The organism is Halorientalis salina, assembly GCF_005049285.1.
Lineage (GTDB): Archaea > Halobacteriota > Halobacteria > Halobacteriales > Haloarculaceae > Halorientalis > Halorientalis salina.
In genome coordinates this window covers 131282-147053 of the sequence record NZ_SOSC01000005.1, presented here as the reverse complement: position 1 = coordinate 147053, position 15772 = coordinate 131282, and the positions used below count along the sequence as shown (strand labels likewise).

At 65.5% G+C, this 15772-nt stretch carries 21 protein-coding genes and 1 tRNA gene; 6 read left to right on the top strand and 16 right to left on the bottom strand.

All coding sequences use genetic code 11. The features are described 5' to 3' along the window. Positions 1-22 precede the first annotated feature (22 nt). From E2481_RS11485 to E2481_RS11475, 3 genes are all read right to left on the bottom strand, one after another. Entirely contained in the window at positions 23-721 is a 699-nt protein-coding gene (locus E2481_RS11485) for a hypothetical protein (protein ID WP_136717292.1), read from the bottom strand. A gap of 61 nt (positions 722-782) precedes the next feature. Then, the gene (locus E2481_RS11480) at positions 783-1961 is read right to left on the bottom strand and encodes a tubulin/FtsZ family protein (protein WP_136717291.1); all 1179 of its coding nucleotides are present in this window, start codon (positions 1959-1961) and stop codon (positions 783-785) included. A gap of 146 nt (positions 1962-2107) precedes the next feature. After that, complete coding sequence (locus E2481_RS11475) at positions 2108-3013, bottom strand: complex I NDUFA9 subunit family protein (RefSeq protein WP_136717290.1); 906 nt, start codon at positions 3011-3013, stop codon at positions 2108-2110. 105 nt (positions 3014-3118) lie between these two features. On the opposite strand from E2481_RS11475, the gene tmk reads away from it, so the two are divergent. Next, positions 3119-3697 carry a dTMP kinase gene (tmk, locus tag E2481_RS11470; protein ID WP_136717289.1) on the top strand — a complete coding sequence of 193 codons (579 nt, stop codon included), beginning with the start codon at positions 3119-3121 and terminating at the stop codon, positions 3695-3697. An 85-nt stretch (positions 3698-3782) separates the two neighbouring features. Here the strand turns inward: tmk and E2481_RS11465 are convergent, their stop codons facing one another. Next, on the bottom strand, positions 3783-4115 hold the full coding sequence (locus E2481_RS11465; RefSeq protein WP_136717288.1) for a hypothetical protein: 333 nt from the start codon (positions 4113-4115) through the stop codon (positions 3783-3785). A gap of 92 nt (positions 4116-4207) precedes the next feature. Here E2481_RS11465 and E2481_RS11460 point away from each other — a divergent pair, with 92 nt between their 5' ends. Continuing rightward, on the top strand, positions 4208-5248 hold the full coding sequence (locus tag E2481_RS11460) for a thiamine pyrophosphate-dependent enzyme (RefSeq protein ID WP_136717287.1): 1041 nt from the start codon (positions 4208-4210) through the stop codon (positions 5246-5248). A 3-nt stretch (positions 5249-5251) separates the two neighbouring features. On the opposite strand, the gene E2481_RS11455 is transcribed toward E2481_RS11460, so the two are convergent. Beyond that, positions 5252-5482, bottom strand: a complete 231-nt coding sequence (locus tag E2481_RS11455; protein WP_136717286.1) for an Lrp/AsnC ligand binding domain-containing protein — start codon at positions 5480-5482, stop codon at positions 5252-5254. Positions 5483-5622: 140 nt separating this feature from the next. Between E2481_RS11455 and E2481_RS11450 the strand changes: the two genes are divergently transcribed. Both E2481_RS11450 and E2481_RS11445 read left to right on the top strand, forming a co-directional pair. Beyond that, positions 5623-6312, top strand: a complete 690-nt coding sequence (locus E2481_RS11450; protein ID WP_136717285.1) for a potassium channel family protein — start codon at positions 5623-5625, stop codon at positions 6310-6312. 1 nt (position 6313) lies between these two features. Beyond that, positions 6314-6544, top strand: coding sequence for an Lrp/AsnC family transcriptional regulator (locus E2481_RS11445; protein ID WP_136717284.1), 231 nt, complete (start codon positions 6314-6316; stop codon positions 6542-6544). Positions 6545-6697: 153 nt separating this feature from the next. Here the strand turns inward: E2481_RS11445 and E2481_RS11440 are convergent, their stop codons facing one another. From E2481_RS11440 to E2481_RS11405, 8 genes are all read right to left on the bottom strand, one after another. Then, positions 6698-7210 carry a DUF5813 family protein gene (locus E2481_RS11440; RefSeq protein WP_136717283.1) on the bottom strand — a complete coding sequence of 171 codons (513 nt, stop codon included), beginning with the start codon at positions 7208-7210 and terminating at the stop codon, positions 6698-6700. Between the two features lie 156 nt (positions 7211-7366). Continuing rightward, positions 7367-7449 (bottom strand) — tRNA-Leu (locus tag E2481_RS11435). Next, on the bottom strand, positions 7448-7909 hold the full coding sequence (locus tag E2481_RS11430) for a group I intron-associated PD-(D/E)XK endonuclease (RefSeq protein WP_136717282.1): 462 nt from the start codon (positions 7907-7909) through the stop codon (positions 7448-7450). The genes E2481_RS11435 and E2481_RS11430 overlap by 2 nt, the downstream gene beginning before the upstream one ends. A 213-nt stretch (positions 7910-8122) precedes the next feature. Continuing rightward, on the bottom strand, positions 8123-8464 hold the full coding sequence (locus tag E2481_RS11425) for a ferredoxin (RefSeq protein WP_136717281.1): 342 nt from the start codon (positions 8462-8464) through the stop codon (positions 8123-8125). 44 nt (positions 8465-8508) lie between these two features. After that, complete coding sequence (locus tag E2481_RS11420; protein WP_136717280.1) at positions 8509-9168, bottom strand: HdeD family acid-resistance protein; 660 nt, start codon at positions 9166-9168, stop codon at positions 8509-8511. Between the two features lie 143 nt (positions 9169-9311). Then, positions 9312-10619, bottom strand: coding sequence for an AI-2E family transporter (locus E2481_RS11415; RefSeq protein ID WP_136717279.1), 1308 nt, complete (start codon positions 10617-10619; stop codon positions 9312-9314). A 152-nt stretch (positions 10620-10771) separates the two neighbouring features. Continuing rightward, on the bottom strand, positions 10772-11320 hold the full coding sequence (locus E2481_RS11410) for a peptidylprolyl isomerase (protein ID WP_136717278.1): 549 nt from the start codon (positions 11318-11320) through the stop codon (positions 10772-10774). Positions 11321-11382: 62 nt separating this feature from the next. Continuing rightward, positions 11383-12006 carry an RAD55 family ATPase gene (locus E2481_RS11405; RefSeq protein ID WP_136717277.1) on the bottom strand — a complete coding sequence of 208 codons (624 nt, stop codon included), beginning with the start codon at positions 12004-12006 and terminating at the stop codon, positions 11383-11385. A 99-nt stretch (positions 12007-12105) separates the two neighbouring features. Between E2481_RS11405 and E2481_RS11400 the strand changes: the two genes are divergently transcribed. Then, entirely contained in the window at positions 12106-12492 is a 387-nt protein-coding gene (locus tag E2481_RS11400) for a hypothetical protein (protein ID WP_136717276.1), read from the top strand. A 196-nt stretch (positions 12493-12688) separates the two neighbouring features. Beyond that, on the top strand, positions 12689-13276 hold the full coding sequence (locus E2481_RS11395) for an HdeD family acid-resistance protein (RefSeq protein WP_136717275.1): 588 nt from the start codon (positions 12689-12691) through the stop codon (positions 13274-13276). Positions 13277-13279: 3 nt separating this feature from the next. On the opposite strand, the gene E2481_RS11390 is transcribed toward E2481_RS11395, so the two are convergent. From E2481_RS11390 to E2481_RS11380, 3 genes are all read right to left on the bottom strand, one after another. Continuing rightward, complete coding sequence (locus tag E2481_RS11390) at positions 13280-14347, bottom strand: anthranilate phosphoribosyltransferase (protein WP_136717274.1); 1068 nt, start codon at positions 14345-14347, stop codon at positions 13280-13282. Between the two features lie 60 nt (positions 14348-14407). Then, positions 14408-15196, bottom strand: a complete 789-nt coding sequence (locus E2481_RS11385; RefSeq protein ID WP_136717273.1) for a formate/nitrite transporter family protein — start codon at positions 15194-15196, stop codon at positions 14408-14410. A 117-nt stretch (positions 15197-15313) separates the two neighbouring features. Continuing rightward, positions 15314-15769, bottom strand: coding sequence for a MaoC family dehydratase (locus tag E2481_RS11380; protein ID WP_136717272.1), 456 nt, complete (start codon positions 15767-15769; stop codon positions 15314-15316). Positions 15770-15772: the final 3 nt, after the last annotated feature.

Genomic DNA, 15772 nt, shown 5'->3' with positions numbered 1-15772 from the left:
GAAACCGCGATCGGAGACGGAGTTACCGCAGCTTGTCGTAGTCGTCCTGCTGGTTGCGCCAGTACCAGACGCCACCGACGACGACGACCAGGACGACGGCAGCCACCCCGCCGTACATCAGTAGCTGGGTCGTCTGCTGGGATTGCGCCGCGCTGTTAGCCGTGCTCTCGGCGTCCTCGGCGTTCGAGACCGCGTTCTCGAAGTTGCCGCTGTTGTACGCCGAAATCGCCTGTTCGAGGCTGCGTTCGGCCTCCGCGTTGCCGCCAGTGTCGTTGATCGCCTGGCGAGCGGAGTCGATGGCTTCGCGGGCGTTCTTGCTCTCGTTGGTGAAGTACTCGATCCGAGTCGTTCCGAGTTCGACCTTCTCGCCGTCGGAGACGCGGTAGATGGTGACGGCGGTGACGTTCTGCCGGTTCTCGTATGAGTACTGGTCGATCTCCGGAACGGTCCCGGAGACGCTGACAGTCACGGTTTCGGTTTCGTCCTGTTCCCGATTGATCGTCGTCTCGAAGCTCGAGCCGCTGGCGCTTTCGTTGTCCACGCCGGCATTACCGAACTTCTTTTTGCTGATCTGCCAGTCGACGGTGCCGGTGAAGTTAGATTCCGCCCGGAGCGTCCACTCCCCCGGCGCGTCGGTGTAGAGTTCGGAGACGGTGACCGTCGCAGAGGTCGCTGAGCCCACTTCGGCCTCTTCGGGGGCACTGTCGTCCGATACCGACACGGCAGCCGCTGTGCCGGCCGCCCCGACGACCAGTACCGCCAGTAGTAGAGCTATACCCCGACTAGAACAGCGGGTCAAGTTCATCCTCGTCATCTTCGACTAGTTCCTCTAAATTCGCTTTGCTTTCGTCCCGGATCTCGTCGATGTTGTCCTGTGCCTCGATCGCGACCTGCTGGAGTTCCTTGATGCGGGGCACGTTGTGGACGCCCGAAAGCAGGATGACGCTGGCGACGTAGCCCGAGTCCGGCACCGGGTAGTCGCCACCGCGGACTTCCATGCTCCCGGTCTGCTCTTCGAGCCATTTCCGCCCGCGCTCGATACCTTTCCGGTTCAGGTGCTGGGGCGGACCGCTCATTACCAGCAGCGCCCGCTCCGAGCCTTCGATCTCACAGGGCAGGGTCAGCCGACCCAGCGCCGCTTTCCGGACGAGGCTCGTGATGCGGTTCGTGGTGTTGGCGGTGTCCATGCTGTCGTCGTCGTCGCCGCCCTTGAACCGCGAGAGGAGGCCGCCACCGTCTTCCTGTTCGACCTGCTCTGCAGCGTAGCCGACCGTCGAGACGCCGCCGCCGGCCAGCGTGTTGATGATCTCGCTGGAGTCGACGACGCTTTCCGCGACTGCGCCGCCCTGTTCGACCTCGCCGGCCCCGAACAGGATGCCGAACCGTTTGACGATCTCGTCGTTGATGGCGTCGTAGCCGCCCTCGACGCTCTCGCCGGATTTCCGCCAGGCGTCGTTGTCGAACACCAGCAGGTTGTCGACCTCGCGGACGAACGTCTGGAACGAGCGGGCGGCGTTCAGCGTGTAGATGCCCCCCTCGTCGCCCCCGGGCAGGATCCCCATCCCGTAGACGGGTTCTGTGTAGATCCGCTTGAGGTGTTTCGCCAGCACGGGCGACCCGCCGGACCCGGTCCCGCCACCGAGTCCCGAGATGATGAGGAACGCGTCGACCTCGTGGACGGGAATGTTGTCGATGGCCCCCTGCACCTCGTCGATGTCCTCTTCTGCGATCTCGGCACCTAACTCGTTGTCGGCACCGACACCGTGTCCTTTCACCCGGGCCTGTCCGATCAGGACCCGGTTCTCCTCCGGTACGTTCTCTAGACCCAGTAGGTCGGCTTTAGCGGTATTGACGGCGACGGCCGAGCGGACGATCCCGCTCCCCGTACGCTCGTCGTACTCCAGGAACTTGTCGACGATTTTCCCGCCCGCCTGGCCGAACCCGATCATCGCGAGTTTCATGTCTTCGTCTCCGTGTGAAAAGAAACAGTCCCATAATGTGTATAAGTTTTATGCCCGCTTATCAACACATATAACCACCCCTGTCATCGGAAAATCACCCGAAAGCAACGGATTTAATGGGAACTTACTCGGGGTAAAACGTCTCCTTACCGCCCCGCCGTCAGGTGTTCTCCGAGCGTTTGCATCTCCGCCGGCTCCACACCGAACGCCGAGACGTCGTTGTCGGTTGTCGTGTTGTCGAACTTGAGCGAACGGAACTGGTCGCCGCCCATTGGGAACCCCGGCAGTTTCCCCCCGAGTTTCAGCCCGACGCCGGCCAGTCCCATCGGAATCGGGACGATCGAGACTGACTTTCCTTCGCTCTCGTACACCATGTTCGTGATCTCTTTCAGCGTGAGCACTTCCGGGCCACCGATCTCGTACGTTTCGCCGGTGTGGTCCTCGGCTTCGATCGCGTCGGCCAGCATCGGCACGAGGTCGCCCACCCAGATCGGCTGGAAACGGGTCTTCCCGCCGCCGGGGAGCGGATAGATCGGCAGCCCCGGCGCGAACATCCCCTTGAGTTTCTTGGTAAAGGAGACGAACTCGCCGCCTTCGCCGAACACCACCGAGGGACGGAAGACGACGGCGTCGAGGTCGGACTCGTTGACGATCTCCTCGGCCTCGCCCTTCGAGCGGATGTACGCCGTCGACCCCTCCGGGTCCGCCCCGAGCGCGCTCATCTGCAGGATGCGGTCGACGCCGTGTTCCTCGGCGGCCGCGACGACGTTGCGCGTCCCCTCGGTGTGGATCGCGAAGTGCTGGTCGTCGCCGCCCTTCGGTTTGAACAGCGGCGAGAGCGCGACGAGGAAGACGACCGCGTCCTGCCCCTCGAACGCGCCTTCGATGGAGTCGTAGGCCGTCACGTCGCCACGCACCGTGTCGACGCCCTCGGGGAGGTCCTCGGCCTCGGGTTCGCGCGACACGACTGTCACCTCGTGACCCCGCTCGGTGAGTTCCCCGCTCAGATGCGTCCCGATGAAACCGCTGCCGCCGACGACGAGTACGTTCATGCGTCTTGTTATTGGTTTTATACCTGTTTAAGGATGGCGCGTAACTGGTTGGGTATCCCGCGCCCGAGCGCAATCGTTTACAACCCGTCCAGTCGCAGTGACGGTATGCTCGTGACGCTGGAGGGAATCGACGGCAGCGGGAAGACCACGGTCTGGGAGGGACTCCGCGACGAAGTCGACGCGACGTTCACCCGCGAACCGACCGACTCCTGGTACGGCGACGCCGTCTACCGCTCGATCCGGGACGACGACGCCGACTCGCTGGCCGAACTGTTCCTCTACACCGCCGACCACGCCGACCACCTCTCGCGCGTGATTCGCCCCGCGATAGAGGCCGGTGAACTCGTCGTCTCCGACCGGTACTCGGACTCCCGATACGCCTATCAGGGTGCAACACTGGCCGGAACCATAGACGAGCCGATGGCGTACGTCCAGGACATCCACGAGCCCTTCACCCGGGTGCCCGACTGCACCCTCTATTTCGACGTGCCGCCGGAACTCGGTGCGGAACGGAGCGGTGCGACCAACAAGTTCGAACAGACCGACTACCTCGAACGCGTCCGCGACAACTACGAGCGCCTGATCGACGCCGACCCGGAGCGGTTCGTTCGCATCGACGCGACCCAGTCGCCGGAGACGGTGCTGTCGGACGCCATCGAGGCGATCACTGCCCGCCGCGAGTGACTCATACGGAATGCTGTAGAACGTTTCCGCATCGACCGCCCCGACTGCGGGCGGTCGTAGCGGTATACAGCTACAGCAAACCGTATCAGCGCGCTCGCTGTTGGCGACTCCTGTCGGGAACGTCCACGTCGTCCGGGGCGGGCATCCAGAAGAAGTCGAAGGCGATGCCGATGGCCATCGGCAGGACGATGGTGAGTCCCAGAACCGCGTTCGCGGTGCCCAGGTTCGGACCCAGGCCGATGCCGCCCAGGATCAGGACCACCGCAACGAGCGGGAGCGGCAGGAGCACGACGGTGTAGAGGGCGCTGCCCCAGTCCGTTTTCAGCCGGACTCTGAAAAAGCGCGTCGCGAGCGCTGCGATCGAGGTGTTGACCCCGAGGATGACGAGCAGCCCCACGATGTCGCCGACGCTGACCATATCGGCCTTTGGGGCCGCGGACTCTTTGGCGTGTCGGAACGCCGGTGCCGGTGGGACCACCTTTTATACCCTCGCCGTCGGAGGAGGGAGGCATGCATCGGGTCATCGGCGAGCGCGAGTTCTCGGCGGTTTCCGTCTCCGAGGACCACGCGCGCGAGTTGCTGGCGGAGATGGTGCGGGCCCGGGTGTTCGACGAGCGCGCGCTCTCCCTGCAGCGCCGCGGCTGGATGAGCGGCTACCCGCCCTTCCACGGCCAGGAGGGGTCACAGGTCGGCGCGGCCCACGCGATGGCCGACGACGACTGGCTCTTTCCGACCTACCGGGCCAACGCCATGCAAATCGCCCGCGACGTGCCGATGAGCGACTTGCTGCTCTTCCGTCGTGGCTACCCCGAGTTCCACTCCGACCACGACGTGCCGGTGTTCCCGCAGGCGGTCCCCATCGCCACGCAACTCCCCCACGCCGTCGGGGTGGGGATGGCAGCGAACTACACCGACGCCGACCACGCAGCCGTCGCGTACTTCGGCGACGGCGCGACCAGCGAGGGCGACTTCCACGAGGCGATGAACTTCGCGGGCGTGTTCGACGCGCCGGTGCTGTTCTTCTGTGAGAACAACCACTGGGCCATCAGCACGACGCGGGACCGCCAGACCGCCGCACCCTCCATCGCCGCGAAGGCCGACGCGTACGGCTTCACCGGCGGACAGGTCGACGGCAACGACCCGCTGGCTGTCTTCGAGTTCGTCCGCTCGGCGCTCAAGCGCGTCCGCGAGGGGGAACCGGTGCTGGTCGAGAGCCTGACCTACCGGCAGGGACCGCACACGACCAGCGACGACCCCGACCGCTACCGGGGCGACGAGGACGAGGACCTCCCCGACTGGCGCACCCGGGACCCGATCGAGCGCTTCGCCGAGTACCTCCGCTCGCACAACGTCGTCTACGAGGGGTTTCTCGACCACGCGCGCGAGGAGGCGACCGACGCCGTCGACGCGGCCGTCGAAACCGCCGACGCAGTGGCGGACCCGGACCCCGACGACGTGTTCGAACACGCCTACGCGGAGCTACCGAAACGGTTGCGCGACCAGCGAGAAACGGTCCGGGAACGCGCCAGCGGCGACGATTCGGGTCCGTAACCCTCACTCAAGGCAGATGTAGGTCCGAGTGTCGGCGACGCCGTTTAGGTCACGGATGTCAGTTGCGACCGAGTGCATCACGTCGTACACCTCCTCGCCCCGACCCTCGACGATGATGTCGTACTTCCCGGCGACGATGTGTGCCTCCTCGACCCCCGGCAGGTCCCGCGTCGCTTCCACTAGCCCCTCGGACTTCCCTGCCGCCGTTTTCACCATGATGTAGGCCCGGACCATCGTGGCATATGGTACACTGCCACACATCAAAAGTGTTGTTCCGTCCCCTGCCCTTTCCCGTCCCGTGCTTTCGACGCCGCTCGCTCCGGCCGTTTTCCCGCCGGGATAGCTTTATGGCTTCCCGTGGCAGAATATGCCATATGAGATTCGTTATCGTGGGTGCCGGTCGCGTGGGTCTCCGGACCGCCCGCGTGCTCAAGGAGGAGGGTCACGAGGTCGTGGTCGTCGAGAGCGACCGGACGTCGGTCGAGCGCGCCCGCAAGGAGGGGTTCGACGTCATCGAGGGCGACGGCTCGACCGAGGAAGTGCTGGCGAAGGCCGATCTGGCCAGCGCCGACGCGCTCGGCGCGCTCTCCGGCGACCTGAACGACAACTTCATCGCCTGTCTCATCGCGAAACACCACGGCTGCCGGACCGTGTTGCGCATCGACGAGGACTACCGCGAGGACATCTACCGGAAGTACGCTTCGGACGTCGACGAGGTCATCTACCCCGAACGACTCGGCGCGATCGCCGCCAAGAACGCCCTCATGGGTGGGTCGATCCGGGCCGTCGCCGACATCGCCCGGAACCTCCAGATGGTCGAACTCACTGTCACCGAGCGGTCGCCGATGGCTGGCTACACGTTGAGCGAACTCGAACTCCCCGCGAAAGCCCAGGTCCTCGCGTTCGGCAAAGAAAACGAGATATACGGGCTGCCCGACGCCGACGTCTCGCTCGAAACCGGCGACAGCCTCGTCGTCCTCGCCGACTTCGGCGTCCTCGACGACGTCCGGCAGATCGTCGTCGGCGAAACCGACTCCAGGGCCGCGGCCGCGGGAGGTGCCTGAGATGGTCACCGCCTACGTCATGGTCAAGGCCCTCTCGGGCGACGCCGACCGCCTGCAGTCCGAGATCGAAGCCGTCGACGGCGTCGCCGAGGCCTCGATCGTCGCCGGCGACGTCGATTTCATCGCCAAGGTCGAGGTCGACTCCCCCGCCGAGGTCAAGGACGTCGCCGCCGACGGCATCCAGTCCATCGACGACATCGAGGACACGCAGACGTACATCGCTATGGACTGAGAGTACCTTTTTTACGCTCGGGTTCGCCGAAGGCGAACCTCTCGCGCAAAAAATCTACGCTAAAAAAGCGGAACTCGCGACCGAGTCGCGAGTTCCGTGAACCGGCGCGCTCCGCGCGCCGGATGCTCGTCCTCCGCGACCGCAACTGCCCCGCTACAGCGGCGTTCCGGTCCCCTCGCCCTGCCCGGTCGAACTGGCGGCTCCCAGGAGGTCGGCGACGACGCCCTCGTAGTCGTAGCCCGGAATCGCGCCTTCGACGTAGGTCCCCTCGGCGTATTCGGCCATCGCCTTCGCCACGTCGGGGGCGCGGTCGGCGTTGCCGTACTCGAAGGTGAACTCCGCCACGGCCTCGCCGGCCGTCTCGGCGACGGAGAGGTCGTCGAGTTCCACGTCGGCACGCGTCGCGCTCGGGGCGTCCGCCAGCCGGCGCTCGTATGTGTCGAACCAGCCGGCTTCGACGGCGTCGCCGACGTCCCCGTCGACGGCCGCCGAGAGCATCGGTGCCCGGACGGTCAGGGTGTACTCGATGGCCCACTCGTCGGTGTCGGTCGCTGTCACGCGACCCTCGAATCGCGTCGTCGTCACGCGGAAGCCGTCGTCGTCGCGCTCGAAGGCGTCGTGTCCTTCGAAGGCACGAACTGCCCGCTCGGGTATCTCGTCGGTCATTGCTCGCTTGTACGTGTGTTGGCGTCAAAAGCCCGTTGCGTCGGGACTGCCACGTTCCCGGGCTGAACAGAACTGATACGGTTTGCTGTAGCTGTGTACCGCGGCGACCGCCCGCAGTCGGGCGGTCGATGCGGAAACGTTCTACAGCATTCCGTATGAGGGGACGGGGGTTCGAACCCCGGAACTCCTTCGAGACGGGTTCTTAAGACCCGCGCCGTTGGCCACTTGGCTACCCCCTCACAGTCTCGCGTCTAGTGTGTAATCCACCGCGAAGTTTACTGCTTTTTGGTTGTGATCGTTGTATGCTGTCTTCTCTCTGAAACTAAAGTTCATCTGCGTCTTGGCCGTCTCCTGGAACCGAACGTACAACGTCGTCTCCCGGTTCGGGCAGTGTATCAAATAGGAATCGATTTCGTCGGCTGTGTAGTACGTTTTCTGCGGCATCCCGCTGCTCTGATACACCGTCGTGTCGAATTCGACGACAACCGTCTGTGATTTTCGATTGTGGTCGTAAGCAGTTTTCACCTGAACGCGTTCGAGATTGCCTTCCCGGTCGATGACCATATCATACCGCTCGTTTCCGAACGCAGGCGTCAGAACCGAGATTCCTCGCTCGATCAGTTCGCTCGTTACTGTCGCTTCCGTCTCCTTTCCCCGCTGTTGATGTCGTCGCCCTCTATTCATTCCCTGCAGATACATTCCTCGCGATTGAATTTAAAATACAGCTCCCAACTCCCGTGACTTATCCACGTCCCGGCCGTACCGAACTCATGGCTGAACTCTCCGACGACGTCATCGAAGACGCCGACCAGCACCCGCAGGCCGGCGTCTACCTCCAGGAGACGGCTCCGAACTACCGCGACGGGACGCTCGACGGCTAACCGACCGAAACCACGACGCTCGACGACCCTCTCACCAGTCGACGCTGAGCGTGCCGTCGCCGTGGGGATCGGGGGCGATCTCCTCGTTGCTCCGGCGGTCGACAACGTGGATGACGCCCACGTCCTTTTTTGCGGGACATGCCTCGGCGGCGCTGACGTTGTGGTCCAGCTCCGACTCGTCGAAGAAGTAGGTCTCGGGCTTGGCTATGCCCGTCGAGATGTCCATCTTCCAGTTCTCCGAAACCTCGGCGCACTTCCCCGCGCCGAAGCACTTGTTCGCCTCGAAGACGATCTTGTAGGGCTTCTCGGCGACTGGCGGCGCGTCCTGCTCGCCGATCTCGCTCGGGTCGATGGGCTCGTCCTCGTCGGCCATACCGACCGTTCGGAGCCACCGACCTTTCGTTTGTCGCTTCGGGTTCAGGTACCGGCTTCTTCGACTGGGCCCGTCGTCGTCGTGGCCGGCTCCGGCGTGGCGGCCATCGCCAGCGAGGCCATCGCGACGCCGGTCGTCAGCAGGTTCACGCCGAACAGCAGGCCGACCGCCCACTCGGCGCTGCTGGGGAACTCGAGCAGGACCAGCGAGGAGAGCAACAGCGAGACGATGCCCGAAAACAGCATCCAGCCCCAGTTGTCGTTCTCACGGACTCGCAGGCCCATGAGCAACTGGATGATACCCTCCGCGAGGAAGTACAGCCCCAGCAGGAAGGTGAGCGTCACGAGTCCGACGGTGGGATTCACTAGCAACACGACGCCTGCGACGGCGTAGAGGGCCGCGAGCCCGACGCCGAAGGCGAAGCCGCTCCACCCCCGGGCGGCGACCGCCGAGGCCGTCTGAAAGACGGCTGCGGCAACGAGGAGAGCACCGAACACGAGCGTGAGCGCGACTCCGGTGACGAACGGCGAGAGGATGGCCACGACGCCCAGCAGGGCGACGAGGACGCCGACCGCCATCACGAGCGTTCGGTTGGCCGCGAGCGCCTCGCGGCCCGGCTCCCCTGGGGTGTGATTCGACTGCGGTTCTGTCGGCTCGTCGAACGAATCCGTCTCGGTCGTGTCGTCTGAGTTATCGGAATTCATGGCTGAAGTCGGTAGCGCGCGTGGATCGGATACCCGGACGATCGGTCGGGAACGGGTACCCACTATGCAACGGACACCCTGACTGATGTACTAGCAGTGGCAAAAGGATAGTTTCAGCCTGCCTGTCCAGTGGTTGCGGGCTTCTAGGACTCCTCGCCGGCCGTCCCGTCCTCGATATCCGACTCGGATTCCGTTTCTGCCGATGCCGTTCCCTGCCCGTCCGCGTCCACCGATTCGGTCGGCGTGTCGGTGTCGGGATCCGCCCCCGTCACCACCTCGTCGTCCGCCGGAGCGGTTGCGTCTGCGGGTGTCTGGCTTACCTCGGCCGCAAACGTCGGTTCGGGCCGACGCGTTTCGGGTGCGGATTCGGGGTCGACGAGCCAGGGGAACACGTGTCGGGCGAACTCGACACCGACGACGAGCAGGAACGGTCCGAGGAAGATGCCGTACCAGCCAAAGAGCAGCGGGCCGATGGTGTAGGCGAGCATGACGGCACCGACGTGGAGCGTCCGGCCGCTCACGTACGGGCGGAGCAACTGGTCGGGGATGGTGTCGACGACGACGACGGAGACGCCGGCGAAGAGCGCGACGAACCACGTCGTCGCGGGGTCGACCACCAGTGAGGTCCCGAGCAGGTACGCGCTGATCGGCACCCAGACGAGTTTGATACCGATGACCGGCACGAGGCTGGCGACGCCGGAGACCAGGCCGAGCAACACCGGGTTGGGGATCCGGACGGGCGCGGGCGCGACGAGGTTGAGCGCGCTGTAGGTGACGACGCCCAGGACGGCGGTCAGCAACGCGTTGAGAATGTTGCCGAAGAAGACCGTCTGGAGGTCGCTGTCGACGGCGACCAGGTACGAGTCGACGACGCCGTCGGGCGTCACGAACGTCTCGCGCGCCCACGCCGCGAGGCGGTGGTCGTCCCGGAGGAGGTAGAACGCCACGATGAGCGCGATGAACAGGTGGATGAGCGCGGTCAGCGCCGATACCAGCGAGTCGAGGAGGGCGGAAAGCACTGCGGTAGCCGACTGGTTCAGCCGATCGAACTGCGAGGGATCGTCGAGGACGGCTCTGGCGTTGCGCTCCAGGTCCTCGACCGAGAGCGCCGTCCCGATGTACGGTTCTAGCAGGTCGCCGAACTGGTCCGCCGACCCGCCTCCGAGAAGGGCCGAGAGTTGCTCGACGGCGACGAGCAACGTCCACCCGACGAGCAACAGGACCGGCAGTGCCACGACCAGCAGGGTCACTGCCACCGCTAGCGTCCGCGAGGGAATCCGTCGCTGGAACCGCTGAAACACCGGTCGGGCGACGTAATAGGCGAACAGGCCGAGCATGAGCGTGCCGACGTACTGCCAGGCGACGACCAGCGCCCCCACCAGCAAGACGAGAAAGACGACCCACAACCCCACCCGTTTCCGGTCGAACCCGCCGTCGGACGCGGTGCTCACGACGTATCAACGCCCGTGTTGTGTCCACGAATCGCGCGGAGGGGGTACCGAACTCGAATGGGGCGCTCGCTCCGGCACATGACTCGACGGACGGGCCTGAGGGCCTTAGTCGTGGGCTCCTATCAGAAAAAATAGCTGTCGACCGCTCGGTACTATTCGTGGATCTCGACGGATTCGAGGACGACTTCTTCCTGGGGTTTGTCCTGGGCGTCGGTCGGCACTGACGCGATGGACTCGACGACTTCCATTCCCTCCTCGACCGCGCCGAAGACGGCGTGTTTGTCGTCGAGGTGGGGCTGGGCGTCCAGCGTGATGAAGAACTGCGAGCCGTTGGTGTCCGGGCCGCGGTTGGCCATGCTCAGTTTGCCCGCGCCGTCGTGGCGCAGGTCGTCGTGGAACTCGTCGTCGAAGGTGTAGCCCGGGCCGCCCTTGCCGGTCTCGGTCGGGTCCCCGCCCTGAATCATGAAGCCGTCGATGATGCGGTGAAAGAGGATGTCCGAGTACAGCGGGTCGACGCGCTTCTCACCGGATTCGGGGTCCTCCCACGCGCCGGTGCCGGGGCCGACCTCGGTGCCCTCGTAGTCGTCGGCGCCCTCGGCCAGGCCGACGAAGTTCTCGACGGTGTTGGGTGCGCGCTCGTCGAAGAGGTCGACCTCGATGTCGCCTTCGCTGGTGTGCAGTGTCGCAGTCAGGTCACTCATGGCATTCCCTCCGGCGGGTCAGGGGAAAAGTCTGGTGTCTGGTCCCCTTCCGGCGGCCACACCTACCGACGCGCGTCGGCAGTAACGCCGCCCTCGGAGAAGTTCAGGTCGACCAGGCCGAAGGGCGTCCCGCCCCGGAACTTGGTGATGGCCATCCGGGTGCGGACGTTGTCGTCGATGACCTCGACGCAGACGTCCCAGACGAGGTCCGCGCGGGTCAGCGTCATGTCCCGGCGCAACACGGCGGGGTTGTTCTCGTGGCAGTGGAACAGGCCGACGCTGTCGGTCATCCGGAGCGCGCGCTTGCAGGTGTCGAGAAACGAACGGTAGCGCTCGCGGTCGCCCTGTTCGAGTTCCGTCGTCGGGTCGATGATCACCAGCGAGTGCGAGTCTAAGCTCCCGAGGGACTGCTCGGGGTTGGCGAGGATCTCGTCGCCGTCGACCGCGCGGACGTCGATGCTGACCCCCGAGGTCGAGGGGAGCGTGGCGGTGATGGCCTCGGTCACTTCCTCGCTCGTGCGCAGCGTCGAGAGGTAGCGGGTCGGGTTCGCGGCCGCCATCTCGTAGAGCAGGGGTTCGCTCTGGGCGCGCGGCGGGGCGGTCAGGGCGACGAGACTGCCGGGTGGCACGCCACCGCCCATGGCGCTGTCGAGCAGGTCGACCCCGGTCGAGAGGTCACCGGTCATGGCCCGACGGATGTGGCCAGTACCGATAAGCCTGCTGCCGCCGGGGCCGTCGCGGTCGGAGTAGCGCCTTTTTTCACCTCGCCGCTGCTCTCACGAGCTATGAGCGCAGACAGGACTGCGGGCGGCAAGCAGTGGGTGACCGACACGAACGCGATCCTCGTCGCCGCGTTCGTGCTGGCCCTGCCGGCGGTCGTCACGCTCGACCGACTCGCCGGCGGCAGCACGCGAGCCGTCTTCCTCACGACGCTGGCAGTCGGGCTCCTCCCGGCCTACCTCTACAGCAAACTCCCCCGCCAGTACAGTCCGGGGCGCGCCGCGCTCTGGGGATTCGGCGTCGCGCTCGCCGTCCTCGCCGTCATCGCGGGGGTCTGGGCGGCGCTTCGCGGCGTACTCGGCGACGACGGGGCCAGCATCGTGGGATTCTCGGTCGCCCTGCTCGGCTGTCTCGGCCTGGTGCGGGTCTGGCAACCGACCGGGAACGCCTGATACGGTTTGCTGTAACTGTGTACCGCGACGACCGCCCGATTTCGGGCGGTCGATGCGGAAATGACTTACAGCAGTCCGTATGACTGCCCGTCGCCGCCGACCCGTAACCGACTGGCAGGTGACCGTCGCCCAATCCTATCGAAGACAGTCGTTCATCGTGAATTTCCTTACCTGATTGGGGACCCTGGGCACGCACATGAGCACGGAGACAACCGAGACGGACACGACGCTGTCGACGGTGACCGACGACAAGCGTCGGACCCTGCAGGCCATCGGCGTCCTGCTGGCCCTGCTTGGGGTGCTCGCCATCGCGTTCCCGTTCGTAACCGAGATCTCGCTGGCGCTGTTGTTCGGGGCGGTCCTGATCGTCGGCGGCGTCCTCCACTTCGCCCACGCCTTCTCGGCCTCGGACTGGAGCGGGTCGCTCGTGCAGGCGCTGGTCGGCGTCGTCTACACCGGGTCCGGCATGGTACTGATGGCCAATCCGGTCCTCACGCTGGCGTCGCTGGAGGTGTTGCTCGTGGCGTTCCTGGCCGTCGAGGGGCTCGCGCTCGTCCTGATGAGTTTTACCGTCAGAAACGAACCCAACTGGGAGTGGAACGTGTTCAGCGGCCTCCTCTCGCTGCTGTTCGCCGCGCTCCTGTGGGCCGGCCTCCCATCGACCGCCGAGTGGGGCCTCGGCGTAATTTTCGGTGTGAACCTCCTGACGACGGGGATGGGGCTCGTGTTCCTCGGACGTGGATCGAACGAACTGACCGAAGAAGTGGCGGAGACGCCCGCCTGACCCTCAGAACCCTCGCAGTTCGTCCAGCACCGCCTCGGCGTCGCCGCTTTCGATCGTCTCGCGGGCCGTCTCCAGCCCCTCGTCCAGCGAATCGATGTCCTCGCGCGCGTACATCCGGAGCGCGGCGTTGACCGCGACGGCGTCGGCGAACTGATCGTCGCGCTCGCCGGCCAGCACCGCCTCGGTGATCGTCGCCGAGTCCGCCGCGATGTCGTCGACCTCCAGGTCCTCGCCCTCGAAGTCCATGCCGTACTCGGCGGTCTCGATCTCGAAGTCCTCGAGGTCCTCACCGTCCGACCACTCCGCAACTACAGTCGATCCCGGCCGGATGTCGTCGTACCCTTCCTGGCCCTGGAACATGAGCACGCGGCTCACGTCCTGGGATTCGAGGTTGCGGAAGGTGTCGACGATCTTCTCCGCGAAGGCCAGGTGGTAGAAACTCCCGAGGTGCACGTCGGCGTTGGCGGGGTTGGCCAGCGTCTCGACGGTGTTGACGAACGTCCGGACGCCCATCATGTCCCGGCGCTCCCAGAGGTCGTCGACGACCGGATTGAACGCCGGCTGGTAGTAGAAGCCGAAGCCGGTCTCGTCGACCATGTCCGCGCTCTCTTCTGGTTCGAGTTCCGTCCGGACGCCCAACTCGTCCAGAACGTGCTTGTAGGCGTCGAGTTTCTGGGTCGGGACGCGGTCGCCCGAGTGGACGACGACGGGCGTGCCAGCGGCGGCCGCGACGACGCCCGCGGCGACGCCCAGTATCGCGGTGGAGTGTTTGCCGTCGTAGTTCGCCCCGCAGTCGACGGGGTCGGCGTCCGGTTCGGCGGGTTCGACCGACTGCTCGCGCATCACGTCGGTGTAGGCCGCGAGTTCCTCCGGGGTGTTTCGCTTCCAGCGGTTGGCCAGCCAGAACGCGCCCAGCGTCGTCGGGTCCGGTTCGTCGGCCAGGATGCGCTCGAAGGCCTCCCGGGCCTGGTCGCGGTCCATGTCCGCGGCGGATTTCGGCCCCGACGCGATGACCTCCGTGTTGAGACGTTTTATCGGCCACTCGCCGAACTCCTGGGTCGCTTTCGCCATACGCGGTGCTCGGGCCGCCAGCGCGAAATAGCCTGCGAAACTGGCGACTCGCAGTGGGGATCAGTCCCCGGCGTCGCGGGCTCCTTTCGCCTGGGCCGCGTGTGAGAGCGTCATCAGGCCGAGTCCCCCCACGATGTTGCCAGCGGTCACGACGGCAGTCGTTTCGGCTAGCGCCCCCACGCCGATGGCCGCGCCGACCAGGACGCCGAAGAGGACGTGGAGCATCGTGACGATAACGTGATCGAAGGGGCCGAGTGCGAGCAGGAATCCGACGAAATAGGAGATCGTGATGCGGCTCCTGACGCTGTTGACGGCCGCCAGGAGAAAGGACAGCAGGGTCACGAGCGCGCCACCGGTGACGGCCTTGGCGAAGCCAGTCATCGGCTCCCGCTCGACGGTTTCGACAGCGAACTGCTCCAGCGCGTGTTCACCACCCTGTGGGAGCGTCCCCTCGACCGAGATGACGAACACGAGGATGCCACCACCGACGAGGTTCAGGACGAACGTGACGCTCCACAGCCGCAGGAGCTGCGGGACGAGCCACGAGTCGGGGTTCTCGATGGCGGCCGCGACCGGGTCGAAGAAGTTCTCGGTGAACAGTTCGGCCCGGCCGACGACGAGGAACACGACCCCGCTCCCGAACGCGAGTGCCCCGGCCACGCCGGACAGGTTCTCGAACCGCGGTTCGAAGGCCGCCTCGACGATGCCGAGCGCGGCGATGCCGAAGACGATCGTGAACCCGGCGATGAAACTCGTGGCGACGAGTTCGAGCAGCGACTGGTCGAGTCGCCGCTTTCCCTCCTCGGCCGACCGTTCGTACACCTCGGACGGGTCGGGAGCGACGGCCACTTACGCGCCGTCGGCCGCCGCGAGCAAAAGCCTGTAGATTACCCTTCCTTTACCGCTGTGATCCCGACGCCAGTGGAAAAGCGAGTGGAAAGGATACCCGCGAAACACGCCGGTGAGTTACCCCTCGTCGGGTCGGCGCTCGATCATCCCCAGGCCGACCCAGGAGATGACCGCGTCGCCGTCCTGATTGTACCCCGTGAGCTCGTTGTCGACGTGTCCGATCGTCGGGTCGTCCTCGTCGACGCGTTTCTCGACGACCTCGACCTCGACTGAGAGGGTATCGCCGGGGCGGACCGGGCGAATCCAGCGCAGCGCGTCGATGCCGCGCGCGCCTTGGGACGCCCAGTCGGCCTCGTCCATCACCTCGACGAGCAGGCGCATACACATCGCCGCCGTGTGCCACCCGCTGGCCGCGAGGCCGCCGAAGGCCGATTCCTCGGCGGCTTCCTCGTCGACGTGGAACGGTTGCGGGTCGAACTCTTCCGCGAACTCGACGATCTCCTCCTTGGTGACCGACTGACTGCCGTGTTCGTACGTTTCGCCGACCTCGATGTCCTCGAAATACCGGGGCATACC